The sequence below is a fragment of the Mycobacterium lehmannii genome, from assembly GCF_002245535.1.
Taxonomy (GTDB): Bacteria; Actinomycetota; Actinomycetes; order Mycobacteriales; family Mycobacteriaceae; genus Mycobacterium; species Mycobacterium lehmannii.
In genome coordinates this window covers 11451-35960 of sequence record NZ_NKCN01000023.1, presented here as the reverse complement: position 1 = coordinate 35960, position 24510 = coordinate 11451, and the positions used below count along the sequence as shown (strand labels likewise).

Here is a 24510-nt window from a genome sequence, read left to right as displayed (position 1 = left end):
GGAGCGACCTTTCCCAAAAGAGCCTCCGTTAGCGGGCAGGGCCTTGCCTGGCGATCGCGGCCAGTTCCTCACGAGAACTCGCCCCCACCCGTTGGCACGCCCGATAGATGTGGCCCTCGACGCTGCGCACCGACATCACCAGCCGCTCGGCGATTTCACGGTTCGACAAACCGGCCACCACGAACTCGACGATCTCGCGCTGACGGCCGGTCAGCGGCTGACTGGCCGGAACCCTCAGGGCCGGTGTGCACAGTCCCCCGCATGCGTCGCTGAGTTCTTTGGCCACGGCAGCGGCATACAGGCCGCGCTTGCGGTGTTGGCCGCGGGTGAACGCGACCGCCGCTTGCGCGGCGGCGTCGGCCGCGGCCGCCCGGTCACCGATGGTGCGATAGGCCTCGGCGGCCGCGAGCAATCCTTCGCCGTCGTCGGCGGCCAGCGCTTCTGTATGGCGCGCAACGGCATCGGCCAACGGCAACCCGAGTGCGTCGGCGAGTTCACGTGCGGGCTTGGCGCACGATGTGTCACCCCACTGCGCCGCCGCCTGATGGCACGCCAGCTCGTGAGTGGGCTGGCGACGCGCGCGGGCTTGGGACGCCGCCGCTCGTACGGTGGCGATGGCGTCGGTGACGCATCCGTTGGCCACCAACGACCATCCGGTGGCGATGCTCAACGCCGTCTGCATGAACACGTAGTCGGGCGGCACGCTCTCACACGCCTCGGCGATTGCGTCCTCGGCCGCCTTCCCCTCACCCAGTTTCGCGTGCGCCTCGGCCAGGGCGAAACAGGTGGCCGGCCGCAAACCGCTTGTCACACCGTGCCTTTGCACACCGGCCAACGCCTCGTGCAACAGCGTCACCGCCGCGCGGACGTCGCCCCGCATGAGTGCGGCGTTGCCCAGCAGCGACGCCAAATTGGCATACGCCAGGCTCGGCATCTCTCTGGCGGAGTCGGCCATTCGCCGCGCCATGGCCTCACATTCTTCGATATGTCCGGTCAACCGGCAGGCCCGGGCATACACGCTGGCGAACCAGAACCGCATGTGCGATGCCTGAAACGACGTCATCGCCCGCTCCAGCGCCGACTCCGCGATCGCCGTAAGTTCGTCGGCCCGGCCGAGCGCACCCAGCGCCATCGTCAGCGCCACCGCCGCCAACATCGCGTCGAAGTCGGTCAGCAGCCCCGACTCCAGGGCCGCCGTGGCCTTTTGGGCTGCGTCGTCACATCGCGCCGAAGCGGCGTCGACGCACGCTTCGGCGGCCTTGCGCGCGAACTGCTCGGCCGTCGACTCGTGTCCCGATGCCAGCCGGGTCAGCACCGCGCACGCGTCGTCGATGTGGCCGAGCATCCAGATCAGGTTGGCCGCCCTCACAATCGACCAGCGGTGTGCGCCTGTGGTGCCGTCGCCGACCATCCGGCTCAGCACCTGCTCGGCCTGCGCACCGCGGCCGAGCAGGAAGAGGTTCAACGCGCGCAGCCCCGGCGCCTCGGCGGCACCGGCGTCGGCCGCCGCGGTCGCGAACCGGTCGGCGAGTTCGAGGTCGAGCAGCGTCATCGCGCCCCGAGCCGCCGTCAGAAAGAGGTCGGGGTCCGGTGGCAGGTCCGATTCGAGCGCGAGCAGTGCCCGTCGCACCGTCGCCTGACCGTCGGACTCACCGTCGTGGGCGAGCCGGGTGGCCAACCTGCCGCGGATCCTCGACAGGTAGAGCTCGCCGGCGGTGGCCCGACGCAATTCGCCGAACAGCGGATGGGCCAGGCGCGCCGCCAAATTCGCCCCGCTTCGCTCGACGGTCACCAGCCGCATCCGCTCGGCAGTCTCCAGCGCGTCCCGGTCCACCACGTCGCACAGGGCGTCGACCGCCAGCGGTTCGCACTGCGACAGCGTGTCGACGACGAGGGCGACAGCCGGGGTCAGTTCCCGCAGTTGGCGCCCGACCATGTCACTGATGCTCTGCGACACCGCCACGCCGCCGTCCCAGATCCATACCCCAGCCGTCTGCCGCAGCCGGCCTGCGTCGATCTGGTCCATGACCAACTGGCGCAGGAAGAGAGCGTTGCCACCGGTCAGCTTCCAGAACCGGTGAGCACTACGGGCGTCCACCGCACCACCGAGGATCTGCTCGATCACGGCGCGCGCTGCGTCGACGGACAGCGGTTCGAGGTCGAGGCGGACGAGCAGTCCGTCCTTCCACAGCGCGGTGATCGCATCGGGTTCGTCGGCGCCCGCGCGAAGGGTGACGACGAGACGGGTCGCCCGCGTCTGCGCAAGCTGATGCACCAGATGCGCGGACAGCCCGTCGAGCAGATGCGCGTCGTCGACCCCGATCAGGGTGCGGCCGTGACGATGCTGGCCAACAAGGGAATTGACCAGTCGGCGTACGTTGGGCACCGGCTCGGCGACGGCCTCGTCGATGACGGCGGTGAACGCGCCCAGCGGCAGCGCTTTGGCGGACTCGGTGCCGACGATCCAGTTCGTGCGATCGCCCGCGCGCTCAGCGAGCGCAAGCACCTCCCGTGCGAGCCGGGTCTTGCCCACCCCAGCGGCCCCGACGATCACCACGCCGGATTTGTCGCTGCCCCCGAGTGCGCGGCGAATGATTGCCAGTTCGCCGTCACGTCCCGCCAGCGGATCCCCGCTGATCACGGCGGAACTATATCCCGCAGTTCTCCCACCCGCGCGTGTTTTCGAGCCGCCGTCACGCGGCTCCGGACCAGTCGAACCCGCCGGCTCGTACCATGGCGCTGTGGAGTCACCCCTGGCCGATCTGGTCGACGCGCTGCCCGAGGGAGCCGTCGTCACCGATCCGGACATCCTGGGGTCATACCGGCAGGACCGGGCGCTCGACCCGAACGCGGGCACACCGCTGGCGGTAGTGCGGCCGCGCAGCACCGAAGAGGTACAAGCCGTGCTCCGCTGGGCGACCGCGAACAAAATCGCTGTGGTACCACGCGGTATGGGCACCGGGCTGTCCGGCGGCGCATCGGCCCTCGACGGCGCCATCGTGCTGACGACCGAGAAGATGCGCGACATCACCGTCGACCCGGTGACGCGCACCGCAGTCGTCCAACCCGGTCTGCTCAATGCGGAGGTCAAGAAGGCGGTCGCGGAGTTCGGGCTGTGGTACCCGCCGGACCCGTCGTCGTTCGAAATCTGCAGCATCGGCGGCAACGTGGCCACCAATGCCGGTGGCCTGTGCTGCGTGAAGTACGGTGTCACAACGGATTACGTGCTCGGACTGCAGGTGGTGCTCGCCGACGGCACCGCGGTGCGGCTCGGCGGCCCGCGGCTCAAAGACGTCGCCGGGCTGCCGCTGACCAAGTTGTTCGTCGGCAGCGAGGGCACGCTCGGCGTGGTGACCGAGGTGACGCTGAAGCTGCTGCCCGCACAGTCGGCGGCGTGCACCGTGGTCGCGGCCTTCGGTTCGGTGGAATCCGCGGCGGCGGCCGTCGTCGCGATCACGGCCAGGATCCGGCCCTCGATGCTGGAGTTCATGGACTCGGCGGCCATCAACGCCGTCGAGGACAAGCTGAAGATGGGCCTCGACCGCAGCGCCGCGGCGATGCTGGTGGCCGCCTCCGACGACCGGGGTCCGTCCGGCGCCGAGGACGCCCGGTTCATGGCCGACGTCTTCACCGAACACGGCGCCAAGGAAGTGTTCTCGACGTCGGACCCCGAGGAGGGCGAGGCCTTCGTCGCCGCGCGGCGGTTCTGCATTCCGGCCGTGGAGTTGAAGGGCTCGCTGCTGCTCGAGGACGTCGGAGTTCCGTTGCCCGCGTTGGCCGATCTGGTCGGCGGCGTGGCCAAGATCGCGGCCAACCATGAATTGCTGATCTCGGTGATCGCCCATGCCGGCGACGGCAACACGCATCCGCTGATCGTCTACGACCCCGCCGATCCCGCGATGACCGAACGCGCCCACCAGGCGTTCGGCGAGATCATGGACCTGGCCGTGAGCCTGGGCGGCACGATCACCGGCGAACACGGCGTCGGCAGGCTGAAGCGGCCGTGGCTGGCCGGTCAGATCGGCCCGGAGGCGATGGAGCTCAACCGGCGGATCAAAGCCGCGCTCGATCCGGACAACATCCTCAACCCGGGTGCCGCGATTTGATTTGCGCCGAGGCCGACGTATTGGTTGAAATCACTCGCGGGCTTCGACCAATTCGTCGGTTTCGAGGTTGAGACTATTGACATGGCCCCCGGTTCTGTCGTACCAATGAGACATGACGGCTACTCTGTCTCATGACACGCCGGTCCGATTCCAGCTCGCCAACGCCGACACGTGGGCCGATCCGTGGCCGATGTATCAGGCGCTGCGCGACCATGACCCCGTACACCACGTCGTGCCGCGCGACCGGCCCGATCACGACTACTACGTCATGTCGCGCCATGCCGACATCTGGGCCGCCGCGCGTGATCACGAGACGTTCTCCTCGGCGCAGGGGCTCACGGTCAACTACGGGGAGCTCGAGCTGATCGGCTTGGCCGACAACCCGCCGATGGTCATGCAGGACCCGCCCGTGCACACCGAGTTCCGCAAGCTGGTGTCGCGGGGGTTCACGCCTCGGCAGGTCGAGGCGGTCGAGCCGAAGGTCCGCGATTACGTCGTCGAGCGCATCGAACGCATCCGGAGCAACGGCGGCGGCGACATCGTCGCCGAACTGTTCAAACCGCTGCCTTCCATGGTGGTCGCCCACTACCTCGGCGTACCGGAGGCCGATCGCGACAAGTTCGACGGCTGGACCGAGGCGATCGTCGCCGCCAACACCGCCGACGGCGGAATCGGCGGTGCGCTCGAGACGCTCGGCGACAAGCTGGGCGAGATGATGGCCTACTTCACCGATCTCATCGAACGTCGACGGGTCCAGCCGGAGGACGACACCGTGTCGCATCTGGTGGCCGCAGGTGTGGGCGCCGACGGCGACATCGCGGGTGTGCTGTCGATCCTCGCGTTCACCTTCACCATGGTCACCGGCGGGAACGACACCACCACCGGCATGCTCGGCGGCTCGGTCCAGTTGCTCCATCAGCGCCCCGAACAGCGTCACCTTCTCGTCGAAAACCCGGACCTGATACCGGATTCGGTCGACGAGTTTCTGCGCATGACCTCGCCGGTGCAGGGGCTGGCCCGCACCGTCACACGCGATGTGACGGTGGCCGACACCACCATCCCGGAGGGCAGACGGGTGCTGTTCCTCTACGCATCGGCCAACCGCGACGAACGCCAATTCGGCGATGACGCATCCGAACTCGACGTGACGCGCAGACCCCGCAACATTTTGACCTTCAGCCACGGCGCGCACCACTGCCTCGGCGCGGCGGCCGCGCGCATGCAGTCGCGCGTCGCTCTGACCGAACTGCTGACCCGTATCCCCGACTTCGAAGTCGACGAGAGCGCAATCGTCTGGGCCGGTGGCAGTTATGTGCGACGACCGCTGTCCGTTCCGTTCGAGGTGGTTGCTTGATGGCCGGTGACTGGTTGGCCGCGCGGCGCACCGAGGTGGCCGCGGACCGCATTCTCGACGCGGCGGGTGAGCTGTTCACCCAGAAAGAGGCCGCCACCGTCGGCATGAATGAGATCGCTTCGGCGGCAGGATGTTCTCGCGCCACGCTGTACCGCTACTTCGAGAACCGCGAAGCACTCTACACCGCCTACGTGCACCGCGAGAGCTACCGGCTGTACCGGGAGATGACCGAACAGATCAACGCGCTGACCGATCCGCGTGAGCGGTTGATCGAAGGGATGCTGGCCTCGCTGCGCAACGTGCGCGAAAGCCCAGCCCTGGCATCGTGGTTCGCCACGACCCAGCGACCGATCGGTGCGGAGATGGCCGAGGAGTCCGAGGTGATCAAGGCGCTGACCGAGGCGTTCGTCATCTCGCTCGGTCCCGACGCGCCGGAGTTGGTCGCACACCGCGCGCGGTGGCTGGTGCGGGTGATGACCTCGCTGATGCTGTTCCCCGGCCACGACGAGGACGACGAGCGGTCGATGCTCGAGGAGTTCGTCGTTCCGATCGTGCTGCCCAGCCAACGGGAGCCGACACTCTAGCGCCGGATTGTCAGGCCACCCAGTAAGCCTGGGCCTTGATCGCCTTCTTCGAGATCTTGTACTGCTCGCGGAAGACCTTGGCCACCGCGCGGGTCGTGCGGTTGTCGCATGCCACCCATCCGAAGTGGTCGGGGGCGTCGAACGCGGCTGCGGCCACCGCTTCCACCAGCGCTTCGCCGGCGTTCTTGCGGTCCACCCACATCACGTCGGTGGTGCGGGCGACCGGTAGCTGCCGGTCGTCGTCGTGTGCGGCCTCCAAGAACACCCGCGCCGGGGTGTCGCCGATCGCGGTCAGCAACGAGTTGATGGCGGGCAGCGACGCGGTGTCGCCGACGATCACGTAACCGGCAGGCGGCGGTTCGGGCAGCGTGAAATTGCTGCCGAGCACCGTGACCTCGATCGTGTCGCCGGGTTGCGCGTTTTCCGCCCAGTGCGAGGCGACGCCGTCATGCAGCGCGAACTCGATGTCGACGGTGTTGGCTGCTGGGTTCGGGTCGACCAGCGTGTAGCCGCGCTGGTGCAGTTTCTCGCCATCGGCGAACCACATGCGGATCCACATCGTCGGGTGCAGCGGCGAGCCTTCGAGCATGCCGCCTGCGTCGAAGCTCAGCCGCAGGTAGTGCGGGCTGATCTCCCGCTTACCGGTCACGGTCAGCCGATAGTCGCCCGCGCGCAGCAGCTTGAGCACCGCGCCCTGGAAACCTCGCGTTGGCTTCTTGTCCGACATCACTAGCCTTCCGTGTCGCTGTCCCGGTTAGGCTACCCTAATCTCCGATGTGCGGAAGCGGCAGATAGCCCGCTTCGAGCCTTAGCGGGCCGTCAGGACCGCACGCGGGTGAACCGGTGCAGGAGCCACGCCAGCGGGACTGTCATCACGAAGGTGACGAGGAACAGTATGACGATCGAACCGGTGTAGATCGGATAGTGCAGCACCTCCACCATCGCCAGCTCCATCAAGATCAGGTGGATCAGGAAGATCTCGTAGGAGATCTCCCCGAGGAACACCATCGGCCGACTGGACAGTAGCCGGGCGTAGACGCCGCGATCACCGAGCGCCAGCGGCGCCACCGCCAGCGTGGCGATCACCGTGTAGAAGAACACCTTCACCAAGGCCTCGCGCAGCTCGGTGGGCGACGTGGTCGGCTCCCCGGCGATGGGCGTGGACGCAATGAAATAACACGCCACCGCCAGCGGTATGCAAGCCAGGCCGTAAGCCCGCACCCCCAGCGGTTGCAACGCCGAAAGCAACATCCCGCCGATGAACCAGACGAGGTACGACGGCAGCCACAGCCGCGCGCCGTCGGGCAGAAAATCGGTGGTGTGCACCAGGATCAGCCATGCCGGCGTGATCAGTGCCAGGGCGACCAGTCCGCCGATCAGCACGCCCGGACGCCACCGTCGTCGGCACAGGACCACCAGCAACAACCACGCCAGCAGGGGCAGCACTGCATAGAATGCAACCTCTACCGCCAGGCTCCACATCTGCGTAAGCCCTTGATGCAGAAACGAATACAGGTAGCTATCGGTGTAGATCTGGGTCAGCGTGAGGTTGCGCAGCAACCCCTCCCATGTGTGTCCGGGGTTCGGGCCCGCCGTGCGGAAGTGGTAGACGAGGTATGCCGCAAGGACCGTGACGACGTACGCGGGCATGATGCGAAGCACCCGGCGCCAGGCGTAGCGGCGCACCGAAGGTCCGGGCCTACCCTCCGCGGAAGCCTTCACCCATGGCGAGAACAACAGAAACCCGCTGAGCACGAAGAAGATCGGCACCCCGATCTCGGCGCGCGAGTACACCAAACCGACATAGCCCTGCGGGTACTTGCCGGTCGTGTACGCGGCGTGGGTGAGCATCACCAACAATGCGGCGACGGCGCGGATACCGGTGAGCGAGGAGACACGTTCGACCCTGCTGACGGATTCGAGTCCGCCCTGCGCGTCCAAGCCGCGCGACAGCGTCATCTCTGCTTGTGCCGGCCCTTGTCCGGCCGTCGGTCGGGCTGCAGGTTGATCTTCACCCCCGAGATACGGGTGTTCTCAAGGGCTTTGAGAGTCTTCCTCGGCAGATCGGCGGGCAGCTCCACCAACGAGAAATCCGGGCGGATGGTGATGTGGCCGAAGTCGCTGCGGTGCAGACCGCCTTCGTTGGCGATGGCACCGACGATGTGGCCGGGTCCGACCTTGTGCCGTTTGCCCACCGAGATGCGGTAGGTGGCCAGGCCTTCCCGCGGTTTGCGGTCGGGCTTGTCGCGGCGGGGACGCTCTTCGCGTTCGCGTCGTTTCTCCGGCGGCGGTTCGACCATGAAGAACTCGTCACCGCCGTGCGCCTGCGTGGCCAACGCCGCCGCGATGTCGGCGATCGGCACGTCGTGCTCGCGTTCGTAGTCCTCGATGATGCTGCGGAAGACGTCGACGCCCGGAGCGCTGAGCGCTTCGGTGATCGAGTCGCGGAACTTCGCCACCCGCTGGGCGTTGACGTCCTCGACCGTGGGCAGTTCCGCCTCGACCAGCTTGGACCGGGTGGCCTTCTCGATGGCCTTGAGCAGATGGCGCTCGCGCGGCGTGACGAACAGCAACGCCGACCCGGACCGGCCCGCCCGCCCCGTGCGACCGATGCGGTGCACATAGGACTCGGTGTCGTTGGGGATGTCGTAGTTCAACACGTGCGAGATGCGTTCGACGTCCAGTCCGCGTGCGGCGACATCCGTCGCGATCAGGATGTCGATCCGGCCGTCCTTCAATGCGGCGATGGTGCGCTCACGCTGCGCCTGCGGGATGTCTCCGTTGATCGCCGCCGCGGCGAAGCCTCTGGCCTTGAGCCGTTCGGCGACCTCTTCGGTGGCTTGTTTGGTGCGGACGAACACGATCATCGCGTCGCCCTCCTCCACCTCGAGCACGCGCGTCAGCGCATCCATCTTGCGGTGGCCCGAGACCTGGATGTAGCGCTGCGAAATGTTCTCTGCGGTGGCGGTTTTCGCCTTGACCGTGACCTCGACCGGGTCGTGCAGGTATTTCTTGGTGATCTTGCGGATCGCCGGCGGCATGGTCGCCGAGAACAATGCGACCTGCTTGAACTCGGGGGTGTCGGACAGGATGCGCTCGACGTCCTCGGCGAAGCCCATCTGCAGCATCTCGTCGGCCTCGTCGAGCACGAGATAGTCGAGCCGCGACAGGTCCAGGCGGCCCTTCTCGAGGTGGTCGATCACCCGGCCCGGCGTGCCGACGACGACCTGCGCGCCGCGTTTGAGCCCCGCCAGCTGCGGACCGTACGACGACCCGCCGTAGATCGGCAGCACGTTGACCTCCGGCAGGTGCGCGCCGTAGCGGCCGAACGCCTCGGCCACCTGCAGCGCCAGCTCGCGCGTCGGCGCCAGGACCAGCGCCTGGGTCGCCCGGCTGTCGGTGTCGATCTTCGACAGGATCGGAATCGCGAACGCGGCGGTCTTGCCGGTGCCGGTCTGGGCCAGACCCACCACGTCGGAACCGGCCATCATGGCCGGAATGGTGGCCGCCTGGATCGCTGACGGCGTCTCGTAGCCGACGTCGACGACGGCCCGCAGCACCGAAGGGTGAATCTGCAGGTCGTCGAAGGTCAGGTCGCCGGTCGAGCCGTCGGGGCTCGCATCCGACTCGGCGGAGGTCATCGGCGTCGAGTCTAGTGCCCGCGAGCAGCCCGATTCGCCACGCGGTGTGTCGGCGCGACCTGGTCGACGCGATTTGCAAGGGTGGCTCAAGTGATGTGCACGGTTCGGCTCAACGGCCTCATGCGATCGGCGGCGGCGCTTGCGGCGGTGGTGGTGGTCGCCGTCGGCTGCGGAGCCAGCGACTCGACGGTCTCGAAGACGCCCGACGCGATGCCCCCCGCCGCACCTCCCCCTGCCGGGCCGCCGCCGTCGGCCCCGAAAGCGGCGGCGCCCAGCGCACCCGCGGCGGCCGACCCGTGCGCGGTCAACCTCGCCGCGCCGGAGATCACCAGGGCGGTGGCCGAGTTGCCCCGCGATCCACGCAGCGACCAGGGCTGGAACCCGGAGCCGATCGCAGGTAACTACAACGAGTGCGCGCAGCTGTCGGTCGTCATCGTCAAGGCCAACACCAACACCACCAACCCGAACACTCGGGCGGTGATGTTCCACCTCGGCAAGTTCATCCCGAGCGGCGCGCCCGACACCTACGGGTTCAACGGCGTCGACACCTCGGAGAGCACCGGCGACACGGTCGCGCTGCGCTACTCCAACGGCGTCCCCGGCCTCGACAGCGTGGTCAGGTTCCGCTGGAACGGAAACGGCGTCGAGCTGATCGGGAACACCGGCGGCTGAGTGCCGCCCGCCGTCCGCCTCCTCCGCCGAACGTGGGTTACCCGCACACCTTTCGTGGCGAGGACGTGTGTCGATCCCACACTCGGCGTATTAGAGCCAAGCAATTCGCGCGTCGAGTCGAACCTCATCCGAATGCGGCCAGCCCCTCGCCTGCATCGCGTCCCGTACGCGCGCGAGAAAGACATGGGGGCGAGAGCGCAAAATATCGCGACTCGCCCGGATGATCAGCCAGCGCTGAGCCCCCAGTTCCGCCAGCCGGTCGATGTCGCGCGCGTGCTGTGCGGGATCGTCCCAATGCTGCGGACCGTCATATTCGACGCCGACCTTGAGCTCCTCCCAGCCCATGTCGACGCGGCCGATGAAGCAGCCGTACTCGTCAGCGACGAGGATCTGCGTTTGCGGCCTCGGGAATCCGGCGGCGAGCATCAGCAGGCGTGTCCTGGTTTCCTGCGGCGACTCAGCGCCGCCGTCCATCAATTCGAGCACCCGTCGCAGCTGCACGATGCCGCGGGCGCCACGACGCGTTTCGGCGAGACGCCCGACGTCGACCGGCTTGAGACCGGTAGCGTTCGCCAGCGCATCGACCCTGATGATCGCCGTCTCGAGGCTGCCCCCGCGGCCGAGGTCGAATGCCGTTCGCACCGGCGTGGTCACCGGCATTCCATGGACCATGCCCATCTCCTCATCGCGCAGTTTCGCCCGATGGATGGTGATTCCGTCGACATCACAGGCTTCGCCACGGATCAATTCGGCGGGCAGGTTCTCGTCGATCCATCGGGATCCGTGCAACGCCGCGGCGGATATTCCGGCGATCGTGGCGTTTCGCCGGGACCACAGCCACGCCGCGACCGCCCGTCTCTCCGGCGTCAGCTTCACCCCTTTCGGCAGGTAGACATTGCGGTAGATCATGTTGTGGCGGCTGACCAGTGTTCGCCTGGTCACCCCGCCTGCCGCCAACCCTTCGGTGCCGATGAACGGCGATGACTTCGTATCCATGCGGTCACGGTCAGTGCCGAGTCCCACAGAATCGGTCGGTGCGGACCACTGAACGCTCGGGCTGTGGATACGCGCGTCGTTGTGAATCGGCGAGTGTGGCCTCGTGTCACGCCCGAGCCGCAATAGGTGTGCGGGTAACCCACGTTCGCGGGGACCGAGGGAGCCGGAATGTGTCGTCCGGGTCACATACAGTGGCAGCGTGTTCGTGGCCTCCGAGGGCGCCGAAACCCGCGTCGTATACAGCGCATCCGATCTCGCAGCGGCAGCCCGCTGCGAGTACGCGCTGCTGCGCGCGTTCGACGCCAAGCTCGGACGAGGTCCTGCCGTCGCGAGCGAGGACGAGCTGTTGGCCAGGACGGCTCAGCTCGGCGACGAGCATGAACAGCGGCACCTCGACCTGCTGCGCGACGGGGCCGACGTCGCCATCATCGGCAGGCCGCCGTACACGGTCGACGGGCTGACCGCAGCCGCCGAGCAGACGCGCCGCGCTGTGGAGCGCCGCGCCGAGGTGATCTACCAGGCCGCGATGTTCGACGGCCGATTCGTCGGCTTCGCCGACTTCCTGATCCTGGAGCGGGACGCCGACGGTGAGCGGTATCGATTGCGCGACACCAAGCTCGCGCGCTCGGTGAAGGTCGAGGCGCTGCTGCAGTTGGCCGCCTACGCCGAAACGCTCACGGCCGCGGGTGTGCCGGTGGCCGAGGAGGTCGAGCTGATCTTGGGCGACGGCGCCACCGCGAGCTACCGCATCGATGAGTTGCTCCCGGTCTACCGCCCGCGGCGCGAAGCCCTGCAGCGGCTGCTCGACGACCACTTCGCGTCGGGCGAGCCGGTCGACTGGGCCGACGACACCGTGCGCGCGTGCTTCCGCTGCCCGGAATGCGAGGCCCAGGTCCGCGCCGGCGACGACCTGTTGCTGGTGGCGAACATGCGGGTCAGCCAACGGGCGCGCCTGCTCGACGCCGGCATCAGCACCGTCGCCGAACTCGCGCGACACGAAGGACCGGTCGCCGAGCTTCCGGCCCGGACCCTCACCGCGCTGCGTGAGCAGGCCAGGCTGCAGCTGGCGCCGCGGGTGGACGGCAAGCCCCCGTATCAGATCGTCGAAGCCCAACCGTTGACCCTGCTACCCGACCCCGACAAGGGCGACCTGTTCTTCGACTTCGAAGGCGACCCGCTGTGGAGCGCCGACGGTCGCGAGTGGGGCCTGGAGTACATGTGGGGCGTGCTCGAGGTCGGCGGCGGTTTCCGGCCGCTGTGGGCGCACGACCGTCCGAGTGAGCGCAAGGCCCTTGTCGACTTCCTCAAGCTGGTGCGCCAGCGCCGCAAGCGGCATCCGAAGATGCACATCTACCACTACGCGGCGTACGAGAAGACGGCGCTTCTCCGGTTGGCCGGCCGCTATGGGGTCGGCGAGGACGAGGTCGACGACCTGCTGCGCAGCGGTGTTCTGGTCGACCTGTATCCGTTGGTGCGCAAGAGCATTCGCGTCGGCACGGAGAACTACAGCCTGAAGTCCCTGGAGCCGCTGTACATGGGCTCCGAACTGCGCACCGGCGACGTCACCACGGCCACGGAGTCGATCACGATGTACGCGCGGTTCTGTGAGCTGCGCGCCGAAGGTCGTCACGACGAAGCCGACAACATGCTCAAGAAGATCGAGGATTACAACCGCTACGACTGCCGATCGACACATCGGCTGCGCGACTGGCTGATCAAGATCGCAATCGAGTCGAGCGTCCCGCCGCTCGGGCCGCAGCCGGTCACCCAGAGCGTCGCCGTCGAGGACACCGATCACCTGGCGCGCACGCTGATGGACTTTGCCGGGGACGGTGTGGCCCAACGCAGTCCAGAGCAGACGGCCGTGGCATTGTTGGCCGCCGCGCGCGGATATCACCGCCGCGAGGACAAGCCGTTCTGGTGGGCGCATTTCGACCGCTTGAACAGTCCTGTCGACGAGTGGGGCGACACCAACGACGTGTTCCTGGTCGACGCCGACGGCGTGGCAGTGGTCAAGGACTGGCATCTGCCGTCGACGCGGGCCCGTAAACAGCAGCGCTGGCTGGAACTGACCGGGGCGCTGGAGGGCGGTGACGTCAGCAGAGAGGTGTTCGCACTGTATGAGCCGCCGTCGCCCGCGGGCATGGCGGACAACGCGGACCGGCGCGCGGCCGGCAACGCCGACGTCATCGAAGTCGACGACCCGCCCACCCGGGTGGTGATCTGCGAACGTGAGACCCCTGCCGGGACGTTCACGCAGACCCCGTTCGCGCTGACGCCGCGAAACATCGTTCCCAACAAAAAGTTACGTGAGGCCATCGACAGCGCGGCCGCCGAGGTCGCCGCTGCGCTACCGGATCTGCCGCGCACGGCGGTGGTCGATATCCTGCTGCGCCGGCCGCCGCGCACCTGCAGCGGCGCCCTTCTGCCCCGCACCGGCGATGTCACCGCCGACATCGCCGCCGCGGTGCTCGACCTGGACTCGTCATATTTGGCGGTGCACGGCCCACCCGGGACCGGCAAGACGTACACGGCCGCCCGGATCATCGCCCGCCTGGTCAACGACCACCAGTGGCGCGTCGGTGTCGTGGCGCAGTCACATGCGGTGGTGGAGAACCTCTTTCGCGACCTGATCAAGGCAGGCGTGGACCCCGAGCGCATCGCCAAGAAGGACTGCCCCGACGACGTCGGCTGTCGGGCGATCGACAAGGACGAGTATGCGGCGTTCATCGCCGACCACGCCGGCTGCGTCATCGGCGGCACCGCATGGGATTTCGCGAACGACACTCGCGTCCAGGCCCGCAGCCTGAACCTGCTGGTGATCGAGGAGGCGGGTCAGTACTGCCTGGCCAACACCATCGCGGTGGCCAGGGCGGCCGACAACCTGATGCTGCTGGGCGACCCGCAACAGCTGCCTCAGGTCAGCCAGGGCCACCATCCCGAGCCGGTCGACGCATCGGTGCTGGGCTGGCTGGTGCAGGAAAACCGCACTCTGCCCGAACAATTCGGCTACTTCCTCGACCGCTCCCACCGGATGCATCCCGCGGTGTGCGCCCCGGTATCCCGGCTCGCCTACGAGGGCAGGCTGCAGTCCGCGAACGGCCACCCGGCAGCGCGCCGCCTTCACGGACAAGCTCCCGGTGTACGTGTGGTGTCCATCCCCCACGACGGCAACTCCACGAGCAGCCCCGAAGAGGCCGAAGCCATCGTCGCGGCGACACTGACGCTGCTCGGCAGCGACTGGACCGACGAGCACGGCGCCCGCGCGCTGACCCAGAAGGACGTCCTGGTCGTCGCCCCCTACAACGCCCAGGTGCTGCTGCTGCGTGACTATTTCGAGAACGCCGGGCTGCCCGACGTCGCGGTCGGCACCGTGGACAAGTTCCAGGGCAGGCAGGCGCCGGTGGTGTTCGTATCGATGACGGCGTCCTCCATCGACGATGTGCCGCGCGGAATATCGTTTCTGCTCAACAGGAATCGACTCAACGTCGCGGTCAGCCGCGCGAAGTACCTCAGCGTGATCGTCCGTTCGGAGGTGCTCACCGAGTATCTGCCGAGCACACCGGACCGCTTGATCGAGTTGGGAGCGTTCCTGTCGCTGGGCGCGAGCGACACACCGACGTGATGAGCCTGACCGAGCGGCTGGCCGAGATCGTCGGGAAGGCCTACGTCAGCAGCGATCCCGATGTGCTCGCCGCACGCGTCGTCGACCACACCGGGCGGTACCGCGGCCGGGCCAGCGCCCTGGTGCGGCCGGGGTCGGCCGACGAGGTCGCCGCCGTACTGCGGGCCTGCCGCGACGCTGGTGCCTACGTCACCGTGCAGGGCGGACGGACATCGCTGGTGGCGGGCACCGTTCCCGAACACGACGACGTGCTGCTGTCGACCGAGCGACTGCGTGACATCGGTGACGTCGACATCACCGAACGCCGAATCTCGGTGGGCGCCGGAGTGACTCTGGCCGAGGTGCAGCGGACGGCCGGCGAGGCAGGGCTGGTGTTCGGCGTCGACCTGGCCGCGCGCGACACCGCCACCGTCGGGGGGATGGCGTCGACGAACGCCGGCGGGTTGCGCACCGTCCGCTACGGCAACATGGGCGAGCAGGTGATCGGCTTGGATGTGGCTCTGCCCAACGGTTCGGTCGTGCACCGGCACAGCCGGGTGCGGATGGACAACACCGGCTACGACCTGGCGTCGCTGTTCGTCGGCGCGGAAGGCACTTTGGGCGTCATCACCGCGCTCGATCTGCGACTGCACCCCACACCGCCACACCGGGTGACCGCGATCTGCGGGTTCGCCGACCTCGACGCGCTCGTCACCGCCGGACGGATCTTCCGCGACCTGGACGGCATCGCCGCACTGGAATTGATCGACGCGCGCGCCAGCGCGTTGACCGCCGAGCACGCCGGGGTGCCCGCGCCCGTCGACGGCGCCTGGCAGCTTCTGATCGAACTGGCGGGCGACACCGACCAGACCGATCGACTCGCCGACGCGATCGAGGGCGCAGACCTGTGCGGGGAACCCGCCGTCGGCGTCGACACAGCCGCACAGCAACGACTCTGGCAGGTGCGCGAGGCCATCGCCGAAGTGCTCGGCGTGTACGGCCCGCCGCTGAAGTTCGACGTCTCGCTTCCGCTTTCGGCCATCGCGCAGTTCGCCGCCGATGCGGTTCGACTCGTCGGCCGCCATGCGCCCGAAGCGATTCCGGTGCTGTTCGGTCATGTCGGCGAGGGCAGCCTGCACCTGAACCTCGTGCGGTGCACGCTCGACAGCCAAGCCGAACAAGCCCTGTACTCGGCGATGATGGATCTCATCGCCCACCTCGGCGGCAACGTCAGCAGCGAGCACGGCGTCGGCACCCGCAAGCGCCCGTACCTCGCAATGTCGCGCGCCGACGCCGATATCGCGGCCATGCGGACGGTGAAGGCGGCCTTCGACCCGTCCGGCTACCTCAACCCCGCGGTGCTGTTCGACTAGTCGCGGTCGTCGCGCGCATGCCTGCCGCTGGAACGGGACTCCCCGCGGTGGCGATAGGCCTCGCCGTCCGGCCGGGCCGATTCCAGCGATGTGAGCCGCCGCTCGTTCTCGACGTGTAAGCCGTTGTGCGAGAGCCCGATCGGATCGGCTGCGGGTTTGGCGGGCGGCGCTGGCGGAATGTCGGCGAGCAGTTGGTCGAGAATCGCGCGCCACGAGTCGTCGGACTGCTCGGGCGGGCGCTCATCGCGCGCGGGCATTGGCTCGGTCGCCGGTTCCCGCTCGGCGGGAACCCATGACGCAGAGCCGTCGTCCCAGTCGATGGTGTACTCGACGTAGTCGTCATCGTCGTCGACGAACGCCTCGTCGTCGTCGGGCTCGTCGACTGGTTCGACGGCGGCGGGTCCCTCTGGTGGGCGGCGCGCATAGCCGACTAGGAACACCGCGGCGAGCACACCGAACAGCGCGACGAACGCGGGCAACAACAGCGACTGCGACATGGCGGCCGCGAACGGCGTGTGCAGGAACGACGGCAACTGCGTCGCACCCGCATCACCCTGAGCCGGATCGGCCCACGGCGGCATCTCGGAGTTGACCTGCCACGTCATGAACGCCGCCATGCTGGCGCTGCCCAGCACGGCCCCGACCTGGCGGGTGGTGTTGTAGACACCCGAACCCGCACCGGCCAACCGGGTCGGCAGATTGCGGGTAGCCGTCGCGGCCAGCGGAGACCAGATGAACGCCATCCCGATCCCCGTCGCGGTGAGCGGCAACACCAGCCGCCAGATCGCAGTGGCGGGCGCCATTTCCAGGGAGAGCCAGGTCAACGCGATCGCCAGCACCGAGAACCCGAATCCGACCACCGGGCGTGGGTGCCACCGATCGACGATCCGTCCGACGACGGGCGCGAGCACACCTGTGGCGATCGCCATCGGCGCGGTCAGAAGCGCCGACTGCGTCGGCGACAACCCGCACACCGCCTGCGCGTAGAACATGACCGGCACGATCATCCCGGTCACGACGAACCCGATCGTCGCGACGCCGAATGTCGACAGCCAGAAGTCGCGGTCGCGGAAGATCTCGAGCGGCAGCAGCGGATCGTTGCGGTTGGCTGCCTGCCAGAACAGGAACGCGGCGACCACCCCGGTGCCCAACGCCATCAGGCCCCAGACCCAGTGGGTCCACCTGTTCGCCTGCCCCTCCTGCAGGGCGAACACGATGAGGAACAACCCGACCGCCGAGAGGATCACCCCCGCAACGTCGAGTCGCTGCCTCTGTCTCGGCAGCTCGGGCACCAGCCGCAGCGCCAACGCCACGCCCACCACCCCGATCGGCACGTTGACGAAGAAGATCCACTGCCACCCGAGGGCGTCCACCAGGATCCCGCCGGCCAACGGACCGACCAGCGTCGCGACCCCGGCCGTCGCCCCCCACACGCTCATCGCCATGCCCCGCCGTTCGGCGGGGAAGATGCGGGTGACCGTCGACAGGGTCTGCGGCGTCAGGAGCGCCGCGCCGAAGCCCTGCACGACCCGCGCGGCGATCAACATCCCGATCGTGTCGGACAGTCCGCACCACAGCGAGGCGACGGTGAACACCGTGAGGCCGAGAAGGTACAGGTTCTTGGGGCCGAACCGGTCACCGAGGCGGCCCGCCACCAGCAACGGCACCGCGTATGCGAGCAGATAGGCGCTCGTGACCCACAGGACGGCGTCGTAGCTGGCGCCGAACGTGGCCATGATCGACGGGTTGGCGACCGCGACGATCGTCGCGTCCACCAGGATCATGAAGAAGCCGACCATCATCGCCCACAGCGCATGCCACGGGTTCGTTGACGTGTTCTGCCTGGTGAAAAGCGTTGACAACATTCTGGGTCGACTAGCACTCGGCGATGCCGCCGACGCTACGGAGCGTGGTCGATCCCGACAAGGCGGGACCACGCGCTGCGAAGCGTCAGGCCGGCTCGGGCACGACGTCGGCGGTGACATCGCGTTCGGAGTCGCCCGCGCGTCCGGCCGCCGACACACCGACGGCCATGAGCGCGAGCAACGCGATCACCATACCCACCGTCATCACCGCGGCCAGAGCGAACTCGTCGTTGCCGAGGGCACCGACGAGCGGGGCGATCGCAGCACCCAGACCGAACTGTCCCGCGCCGAGCAGAGCGGCCGCGGTGCCCGCGGCGTCTGGATGCCGGGTCAACGCCAGCGCCGGCGCGTTCGGGATGACGAAGCCCACGGCGGCCAGGAGCACCCACACCGGGACGACGAATCCGGCCACCCCGCCCACGTCGGCAACCGTGATCCCGACGAAGACCGCACCGGCCAGCGAGGCCACGGTCAGGGCCCACAGCACGATGGTCTGCGGCCGGAACCGGCGCAGTAAGACGACGTTGAACTGCGTGGCGCCGATCAGCGCGATCGCGCCGGCGGCAAAGACCAGCGCGAACCCCTGCTGATCCAGGCCGTAGCGACCCTGCAGGACGAACGGCGCCGCCGCGATGTAGGCGAACAGCCCCGACATGCCCAGCGCCGCGACTAGCACCAACACTACGAACCTGGTATCGCGCAGCAACTCCAGGTACGTCATTGCGATACCGCGCACCTTCAGCGGGCGACGATGCGCGACCGGCAGCGTCTCTGGCAGGGCCGTCGCCGCCACGACCAGTAACAATCCCGCCAACAGCACCAGAGCGGCGAACACCCAGTGCCAGGAGGCCTTCAGCAGGACCGCCGCGCCCAACGACGGAGCCAGGACGGGCGCCACGCCGAGCACCAGCATCAGTCGTGACATCACCGTGGCCGCGACCGAGCCCGTGAACAGATCGCCGACGACGGCGACCGCGACCACCGAGGCCGCTGCGGCGCCCATTCCCTGCAGCGCCCGAGCCAACCCGAGCACCTCGATGTTGGGCGCAAACATGCACATCAGCGAGGCCATCATGTGCAGCACGATCCCGGCCATCAACGGGCGGCGGCGGCCCAGCGAATCGGAGAGCGGACCGACGACCAGCTGGCCGAGCGCCAGCCCGGCGAGCGTCCCGGTGAGCGTCAGCTGCGCGATCGAGGAAGACACCCCGAGTTCCTCGGCGATCCTCGGCAGCGCGGGCAGGTACATGTCGATGGTCAGCGGGCCCAGCGCCACCATGACGCCCAATACGACGATCATCCGGATGCGGCTGACAGACGTGCCCTCCTGAATCGGAGTCGGGGCAGTCGTCAGATCCACAGCCGATGATGGTGCCATGGGAATGAAGAGCGCCGCTTCTCATTATTTTCTTCCCTGCCCGGCATAAGGTGAGCGCGATCACGGCCGGGGCACTCACCGACGCCGTCGTTCGTTAGCCGAAGCGATAGCCTGAAACGAGTCGTTCGGACAGGAGGCCCCATGAGTGCCCGGTCGAAGGCCAAGAGCCAGTTACCGGCGGGCAGCCCGGGAGACAAGGCGGGCTCCGGCGAAGATCCGAGCGTCGCCGCCAAGGCGCTGTCCCGCATCATCGAGCGCGGCTCGCGCGTGCAAGCTCCCGCGGTCAAGGCGTACGTCGACCGGTTGCGCGAACAGGACCCGCACGCGGCGCCGGCCGAGGTCATCAAGAAACTCGAGAAGCGCTATCTGAGCGCGGTGATGGCCAGCGGCGCCGCCGTCGGGTCGGCTGCCGCGTTCCCCGGCATCGGGACGTTGACCGCGATGGCGTCGGTGGCCGGCGAGACGGTCGTCTTCCTGGAAGCGACGGCGTTGTACGTGCTCGCCGTAGCCGAGGTGCACGGAATTCCGGCCGAGCACCAGGAGCGGCGTCGCGCGCTCGTGCTGGCGGTCTTGGTCGGCGAGGACAGCAAGCGTGCAATCGCCGACCTGGTCGGCCGCGGCCGCACCAGAGGCGCCTGGGTCGCCGACGGGGCGGCCACCCTCCCGCTGCCTGCGCTGTCGCAGCTGAACTCGCGCCTGCTGAGATATTTCGTCAAGCGCTACACCCTCAAGCGAGGCGCGCTCGCGTTCGGCAAGACGCTGCCCGTCGGCGTCGGCGCGGTCGTCGGCGGTGTGGGCAACCGCCTGATGGGCAAACGAATCATCGACAATGCGCACAGCGCGTTCGGCACCCCGCCACCGCGATGGCCGACGGTGGTGCACATGCTGCCCGCGTCCAAGGACTAGCGGCACATGGCCGGGAAGGTCGTTGTCGTGGTCTGGCCGATGCTTCGGCGCTAGCCTTTAGTCGGCGGAATGCGGGTAATCCGTACAGAACCTGGCGAGCGTTTCAGATGCGCTCGCGTGAAGCGAAGAATTGAGGCGAGTAGCTACCGTGAGCTCACCTTCACCATTCGGACAGAACGAGTGGTTGGTCGAGGAGATGTATCGCAAGTTCCGCGAGGATCCCTCGTCGGTAGATCCCAGTTGGCACGAATTCCTTGTCGACTACTCCCCTGAGCCGACCTCCTCGGAGAGTCAGGCTCGCAGCGGCAACGGTCAGCGCAGCGCAGGACCGGTGAGCCCGCCGGAGCCTGCCCCCGCGCCCGCGCCCAAGCAGTCCGGCGGCAACGGCGCCGCCCCGCCCGCCAAGGAGACCCCCGCCAAGGAGACCTCAGCCAACGAGACCAAGGCGAAGGAATCCGACGCCGGCGCCTCCAAGAGCAAGGGATCAAAGTCGTCGGCACCGGCCAAGGCGCCCGCCAAGGACAAGGAGCCCGCGAAGGAGTCGGCCAAGAAATCGGAGCCCAAGAACAAGGGCGCTGAGGCCAAGGCCAAGACCAAGGACAAGGACGCCGAGGCCGAAGATTCGGGCGGCGACGACGAGACTCAGGTGCTGCGCGGCGCGGCCGCGGCCGTCGTGAAGAACATGGCGGCGTCGCTGGAGGTGCCGACCGCGACCAGTGTTCGCGCGGTCCCAGCCAAGTTGATGATCGACAACCGCATCGTCATCAACAACCACCTCAAGCGGACCCGCGGCGGAAAGATCTCGTTCACCCACCTCATCGGGTATGCGCTCGTGCAGGCGGTCAAGAAGTTCCCGGGCATGAACCGGTACTTCGAAGAGATCGACGGCAAGCCCAACGTGGTCACCCCGCCACATACCAACCTGGGCCTGGCCATTGACCTGCAACGCAAGGACGGCGACCGGCAACTGGTGGTGGCCGCGATCAAGAAGGCCGACACGATGGGCTTCGGCCAGTTCGTGGCCGCCTACGAGGACATCGTGCGGCGGGCCCGCGACGGCAAGCTGACCATGGACGACTTCTCCGGCGTGACGATCTCGCTGACCAACCCGGGCACCATCGGCACCGTGCACTCGGTGCCGCGGCTGATGCGCGGCCAGGGCACGATCCTCGGCGTCGGCGCGATGGAGTACCCCGCCGAGTTCCAGGGCGCCAGCGAGGAACGCATCGCCCAACTGGGTATCGGGAAGCTGGTCACGCTGACGTCGACCTACGACCATCGCATCATCCAGGGCGCCGAATCCGGTGACTTCCTGCGCACCATTCACGAACTGCTGCTCGACGACGACTTCTTCGACGAGATCTTCCGCGAGCTGCACATCCCGTACGAGCCGGTGCGCTGGCGGACCGACAACCCGGACTCGGTCGAGGACAAGAACGCCCGAGTCATCGAGCTGATCTCGGACTACCGCAACCGCGGCCACCTGATGGCCGACATCGATCCGCTGCGGCTGGACAAGAACCGCTTCCGCAGCCACCCCGACCTGGACATCCTCACCCACGGGCTGACGCTGTGGGACCTCGACCGCGAGTTCAAGGTCAACGGGTTCGCCGGCGCCGACGAGAAGAAGCTGCGCGACGTGTTGGGGCTGCTCCGCGACTCCTACTGTCGCCACATCGGCGTCGAGTACACGCACATCCTCGAACCCGAGCAGCAGCAGTGGCTGCAGGAGCGCATCGAGAAGAAGCACGAGAAGCCGACCGTCGCCGAGCAGAAGTACATCCTGAGCAAGCTCAACGCGGCCGAGGCGTTCGAGACATTCCTGCAGACGAAGTACGTTGGCCAGAAACGTTTCTCGCTGGAGGGCGCGGAGACGGTCATCCCGACCATGGATGCGGTGATCGACCAGTGCGCCGAGTACGCGCTCGACGAGGTCGTCGTCGCCATGCCGCACCGCGGCAGGCTCAACGTGCTGGCCAACATCGTCGGCAAGCCGTACTCGCAGATCTTCTCCGAGTTCGAAGGGAATCTGAACCCGTCGCAGGCGCACGGCTCCGGTGACGTGAAGTACCACCTGGGCGCGTCGGGCAGGTTCATCCAGATGTTCGGCGACAACGACATCGACGTGTCGCTGGTGGCCAACCCGTCGCACCTCGAGGCCGTCGACCCGGTCCTGGAGGGCCTGGTGCGCGCCAAGCAGGACGTGATCGACGGGGGCGACGGCGACGGTGAGGGCGCCGGGGCGTTCAGCGTCGTGCCGCTGATGCTGCACGGCGACGCCGCGTTCGCCGGTCAGGGTGTGGTGGCCGAGACGCTGAACCTGGCGCTGCTGCGGGGATATCGCGTCGGCGGGACGATCCACATCATCGTCAACAATCAGATCGGTTTCACCACATCGCCGTCCGATGCCAAGTCCTCGGAGTACTGCACCGACGTGGCCAAGATGGTCGGTGCGCCGATCTTCCACGTCAACGGCGACGACCCCGAAGCGGCCGCGTGGGTGGCCCGGCTCGCGGTCGACTTCCGGCAGAAGTTCCACAAGGACGTCGTCATCGACATGCTGTGCTACCGCCGCCGCGGGCACAACGAGGGCGACGACCCGTCGATGACGCAGCCGCGGATGTACGACGCGATCGACGTCAAGCGCGGTGTGCGCAAGAGCTATACCGAAGCGCTGATCGGCCGCGGCGACATCTCGATGAAAGAGGCCGAGGACGCGCTGCGCGACTACCAGGGCCAGCTGGAACGCGTCTTCAACGAGGTGCGCGAACTCGAGAAACACGAGATCGAACCGAGCGCTTCGGTGGAAGCCGACCAGATGGTGCCCGCCGGTACGAACACCGCGGTCGACAAGTCGCTGCTGGCGCGGATCGGCGACGCCCATCTGTCGGTGCCCGAGGGCTTCAACGTGCACCCGCGCGTCAAGCCCGTGCTGGAGAAGCGCCGCGAGATGGCCTACGAGGGCAAGGTGGACTGGGCGTTCGCCGAGCTGCTCGCGCTCGGCTCGCTGATCGCCGAGGGCAAGACCGTGCGGCTGTCGGGGCAGGACACCCGCCGAGGCACGTTCACCCAGCGCCATTCGGTGATCATCGACCGCAAGACGGGTCAGGAGTTCACCCCGCTGGATCTGTTGACCGTCGACAAGGACGGCAACCCGACCGGCGGCAGGTTCATGGTGTACGACTCCCCGTTGTCGGAGTTCGCGGCCGTCGGCTTCGAGTACGGCTACTCGGTCGGCAACCCCGACGCAATGGTGTTGTGGGAGGCGCAGTTCGGTGACTTCATCAACGGTGCGCAGTCGATCATCGACGAGTTCATCAGCTCCGGCGAGGCCAAGTGGGGCCAGCGTTCGGACGTCGTGCTGCTGCTGCCGCACGGTCACGAAGGCCAAGGCCCCGACCACACGTCGGGCCGCATCGAGCGGTTCCTGCTGTTGTGGGCCGAAGGGTCGATGACGATCGCGATGCCGTCCACGCCGGCCAACTATTTCCACCTGCTGCGGCGTCACGCCCTGGACGGCATCCACCGGCCGCTCATCGTGTTCACGCCGAAGTCGATGCTGCGCAACAAGGCCGCCGTCAGCGACATCCGCGACTTCACCGAGCAGAAGTTCCGCTCGGTCCTCGAGGAGCCGACCTACACCGACGGCGACGGGGATCGCAACAAGGCCAAGCGGATGCTGTTGTGCAGCGGCAAGCTCTACTACGAGCTGGCCGCGCGCAAGAAGAAGGATGAGCGCGACGACGTGGCGATCGTGCGCGTCGAGCAGCTCGCCCCCCTGCCGCGGCGCCGGCTGGCCGAGACGCTGGACCGCTACCCCAACGTCGAGCAGTACCTGTGGGTGCAGGAGGAACCGGCGAACCAGGGTCCGTGGCCGACGTTCGGGCTGACGTTGCCGGAGGTGCTTCCGGAGAAGCTGACCGGCATCACGCGCGTCTCGCGGCGGGCCATGTCGGCGCCGTCGTCGGGCTCGTCGAAGGTGCACGCCGTCGAGCAGCAGGAGATCATCGACGAGGCGTTCGCCTGAGCCT

General features: G+C 67.8%; 15 protein-coding genes. 8 read left to right on the top strand and 7 right to left on the bottom strand.

Features of this window, described 5'->3' with window-relative positions:
• Positions 1-28: 28 nt before the first annotated feature.
• Complete coding sequence (locus CEX87_RS21475) at positions 29-2641, bottom strand: LuxR family transcriptional regulator (protein WP_094289047.1); 2613 nt, start codon at positions 2639-2641, stop codon at positions 29-31.
• Between the two features lie 100 nt (positions 2642-2741).
• Here CEX87_RS21475 and CEX87_RS21470 point away from each other — a divergent pair, with 100 nt between their 5' ends.
• From CEX87_RS21470 to CEX87_RS21460, 3 genes are all read left to right on the top strand, one after another.
• A complete protein-coding gene (locus tag CEX87_RS21470) occupies positions 2742-4106 on the top strand; it encodes an FAD-binding oxidoreductase (RefSeq protein ID WP_064425443.1) in 1365 nt (454 codons plus the stop codon).
• Between the two features lie 112 nt (positions 4107-4218).
• Positions 4219-5460: a cytochrome P450 gene (locus tag CEX87_RS21465; RefSeq protein ID WP_064418828.1), complete on the top strand. Its 1242-nt coding sequence runs from the start codon at positions 4219-4221 to the stop codon at positions 5458-5460.
• A complete protein-coding gene (locus CEX87_RS21460) occupies positions 5460-6044 on the top strand; it encodes a TetR/AcrR family transcriptional regulator (protein ID WP_064396283.1) in 585 nt (194 codons plus the stop codon). The genes CEX87_RS21465 and CEX87_RS21460 overlap by 1 nt, the downstream gene beginning before the upstream one ends.
• A 10-nt stretch (positions 6045-6054) precedes the next feature.
• On the opposite strand, the gene CEX87_RS21455 is transcribed toward CEX87_RS21460, so the two are convergent.
• From CEX87_RS21455 to CEX87_RS21445, 3 genes are all read right to left on the bottom strand, one after another.
• The gene (locus tag CEX87_RS21455) at positions 6055-6771 is read right to left on the bottom strand and encodes a siderophore-interacting protein (RefSeq protein WP_064418827.1); all 717 of its coding nucleotides are present in this window, start codon (positions 6769-6771) and stop codon (positions 6055-6057) included.
• Positions 6772-6863: 92 nt separating this feature from the next.
• Positions 6864-8003, bottom strand: coding sequence for an acyltransferase family protein (locus CEX87_RS21450; protein ID WP_064425442.1), 1140 nt, complete (start codon positions 8001-8003; stop codon positions 6864-6866).
• Positions 8000-9685 carry a DEAD/DEAH box helicase gene (locus CEX87_RS21445; protein ID WP_094289045.1) on the bottom strand — a complete coding sequence of 562 codons (1686 nt, stop codon included), beginning with the start codon at positions 9683-9685 and terminating at the stop codon, positions 8000-8002. The genes CEX87_RS21450 and CEX87_RS21445 overlap by 4 nt, the downstream gene beginning before the upstream one ends.
• 120 nt (positions 9686-9805) lie before the next feature.
• On the opposite strand from CEX87_RS21445, the gene CEX87_RS21440 reads away from it, so the two are divergent.
• Positions 9806-10357 carry an LppP/LprE family lipoprotein gene (locus CEX87_RS21440; RefSeq protein WP_064425467.1) on the top strand — a complete coding sequence of 184 codons (552 nt, stop codon included), beginning with the start codon at positions 9806-9808 and terminating at the stop codon, positions 10355-10357.
• A gap of 90 nt (positions 10358-10447) precedes the next feature.
• On the opposite strand, the gene CEX87_RS21435 is transcribed toward CEX87_RS21440, so the two are convergent.
• The gene (locus CEX87_RS21435) at positions 10448-11353 is read right to left on the bottom strand and encodes a hypothetical protein (protein ID WP_064428538.1); all 906 of its coding nucleotides are present in this window, start codon (positions 11351-11353) and stop codon (positions 10448-10450) included.
• 199 nt (positions 11354-11552) lie between these two features.
• Between CEX87_RS21435 and CEX87_RS21430 the strand changes: the two genes are divergently transcribed.
• The gene (locus CEX87_RS21430; RefSeq protein ID WP_094289043.1) at positions 11553-14978 is read left to right on the top strand and encodes a TM0106 family RecB-like putative nuclease; all 3426 of its coding nucleotides are present in this window, start codon (positions 11553-11555) and stop codon (positions 14976-14978) included.
• Positions 14978-16330, top strand: a complete 1353-nt coding sequence (locus CEX87_RS21425) for an FAD-binding oxidoreductase (protein WP_064396272.1) — start codon at positions 14978-14980, stop codon at positions 16328-16330. Before CEX87_RS21430 ends, CEX87_RS21425 begins: the two co-directional genes overlap by 1 nt.
• On the opposite strand, the gene CEX87_RS21420 is transcribed toward CEX87_RS21425, so the two are convergent.
• The gene (locus CEX87_RS21420; protein WP_064396271.1) at positions 16327-18195 is read right to left on the bottom strand and encodes an MFS transporter; all 1869 of its coding nucleotides are present in this window, start codon (positions 18193-18195) and stop codon (positions 16327-16329) included. The two genes, CEX87_RS21425 and CEX87_RS21420, sit on opposite strands and share 4 nt — an antisense overlap.
• A gap of 85 nt (positions 18196-18280) precedes the next feature.
• Positions 18281-19573, bottom strand: a complete 1293-nt coding sequence (locus CEX87_RS21415) for a multidrug effflux MFS transporter (protein ID WP_064396269.1) — start codon at positions 19571-19573, stop codon at positions 18281-18283.
• A 141-nt stretch (positions 19574-19714) separates the two neighbouring features.
• Here CEX87_RS21415 and CEX87_RS21410 point away from each other — a divergent pair, with 141 nt between their 5' ends.
• Entirely contained in the window at positions 19715-20479 is a 765-nt protein-coding gene (locus CEX87_RS21410; RefSeq protein ID WP_064396267.1) for a hypothetical protein, read from the top strand.
• 196 nt (positions 20480-20675) lie between these two features.
• A complete protein-coding gene (locus tag CEX87_RS21405; protein ID WP_231984665.1) occupies positions 20676-24506 on the top strand; it encodes a multifunctional oxoglutarate decarboxylase/oxoglutarate dehydrogenase thiamine pyrophosphate-binding subunit/dihydrolipoyllysine-residue succinyltransferase subunit in 3831 nt (1276 codons plus the stop codon).
• The last annotated feature ends 4 nt before the right edge of the window (positions 24507-24510 follow it).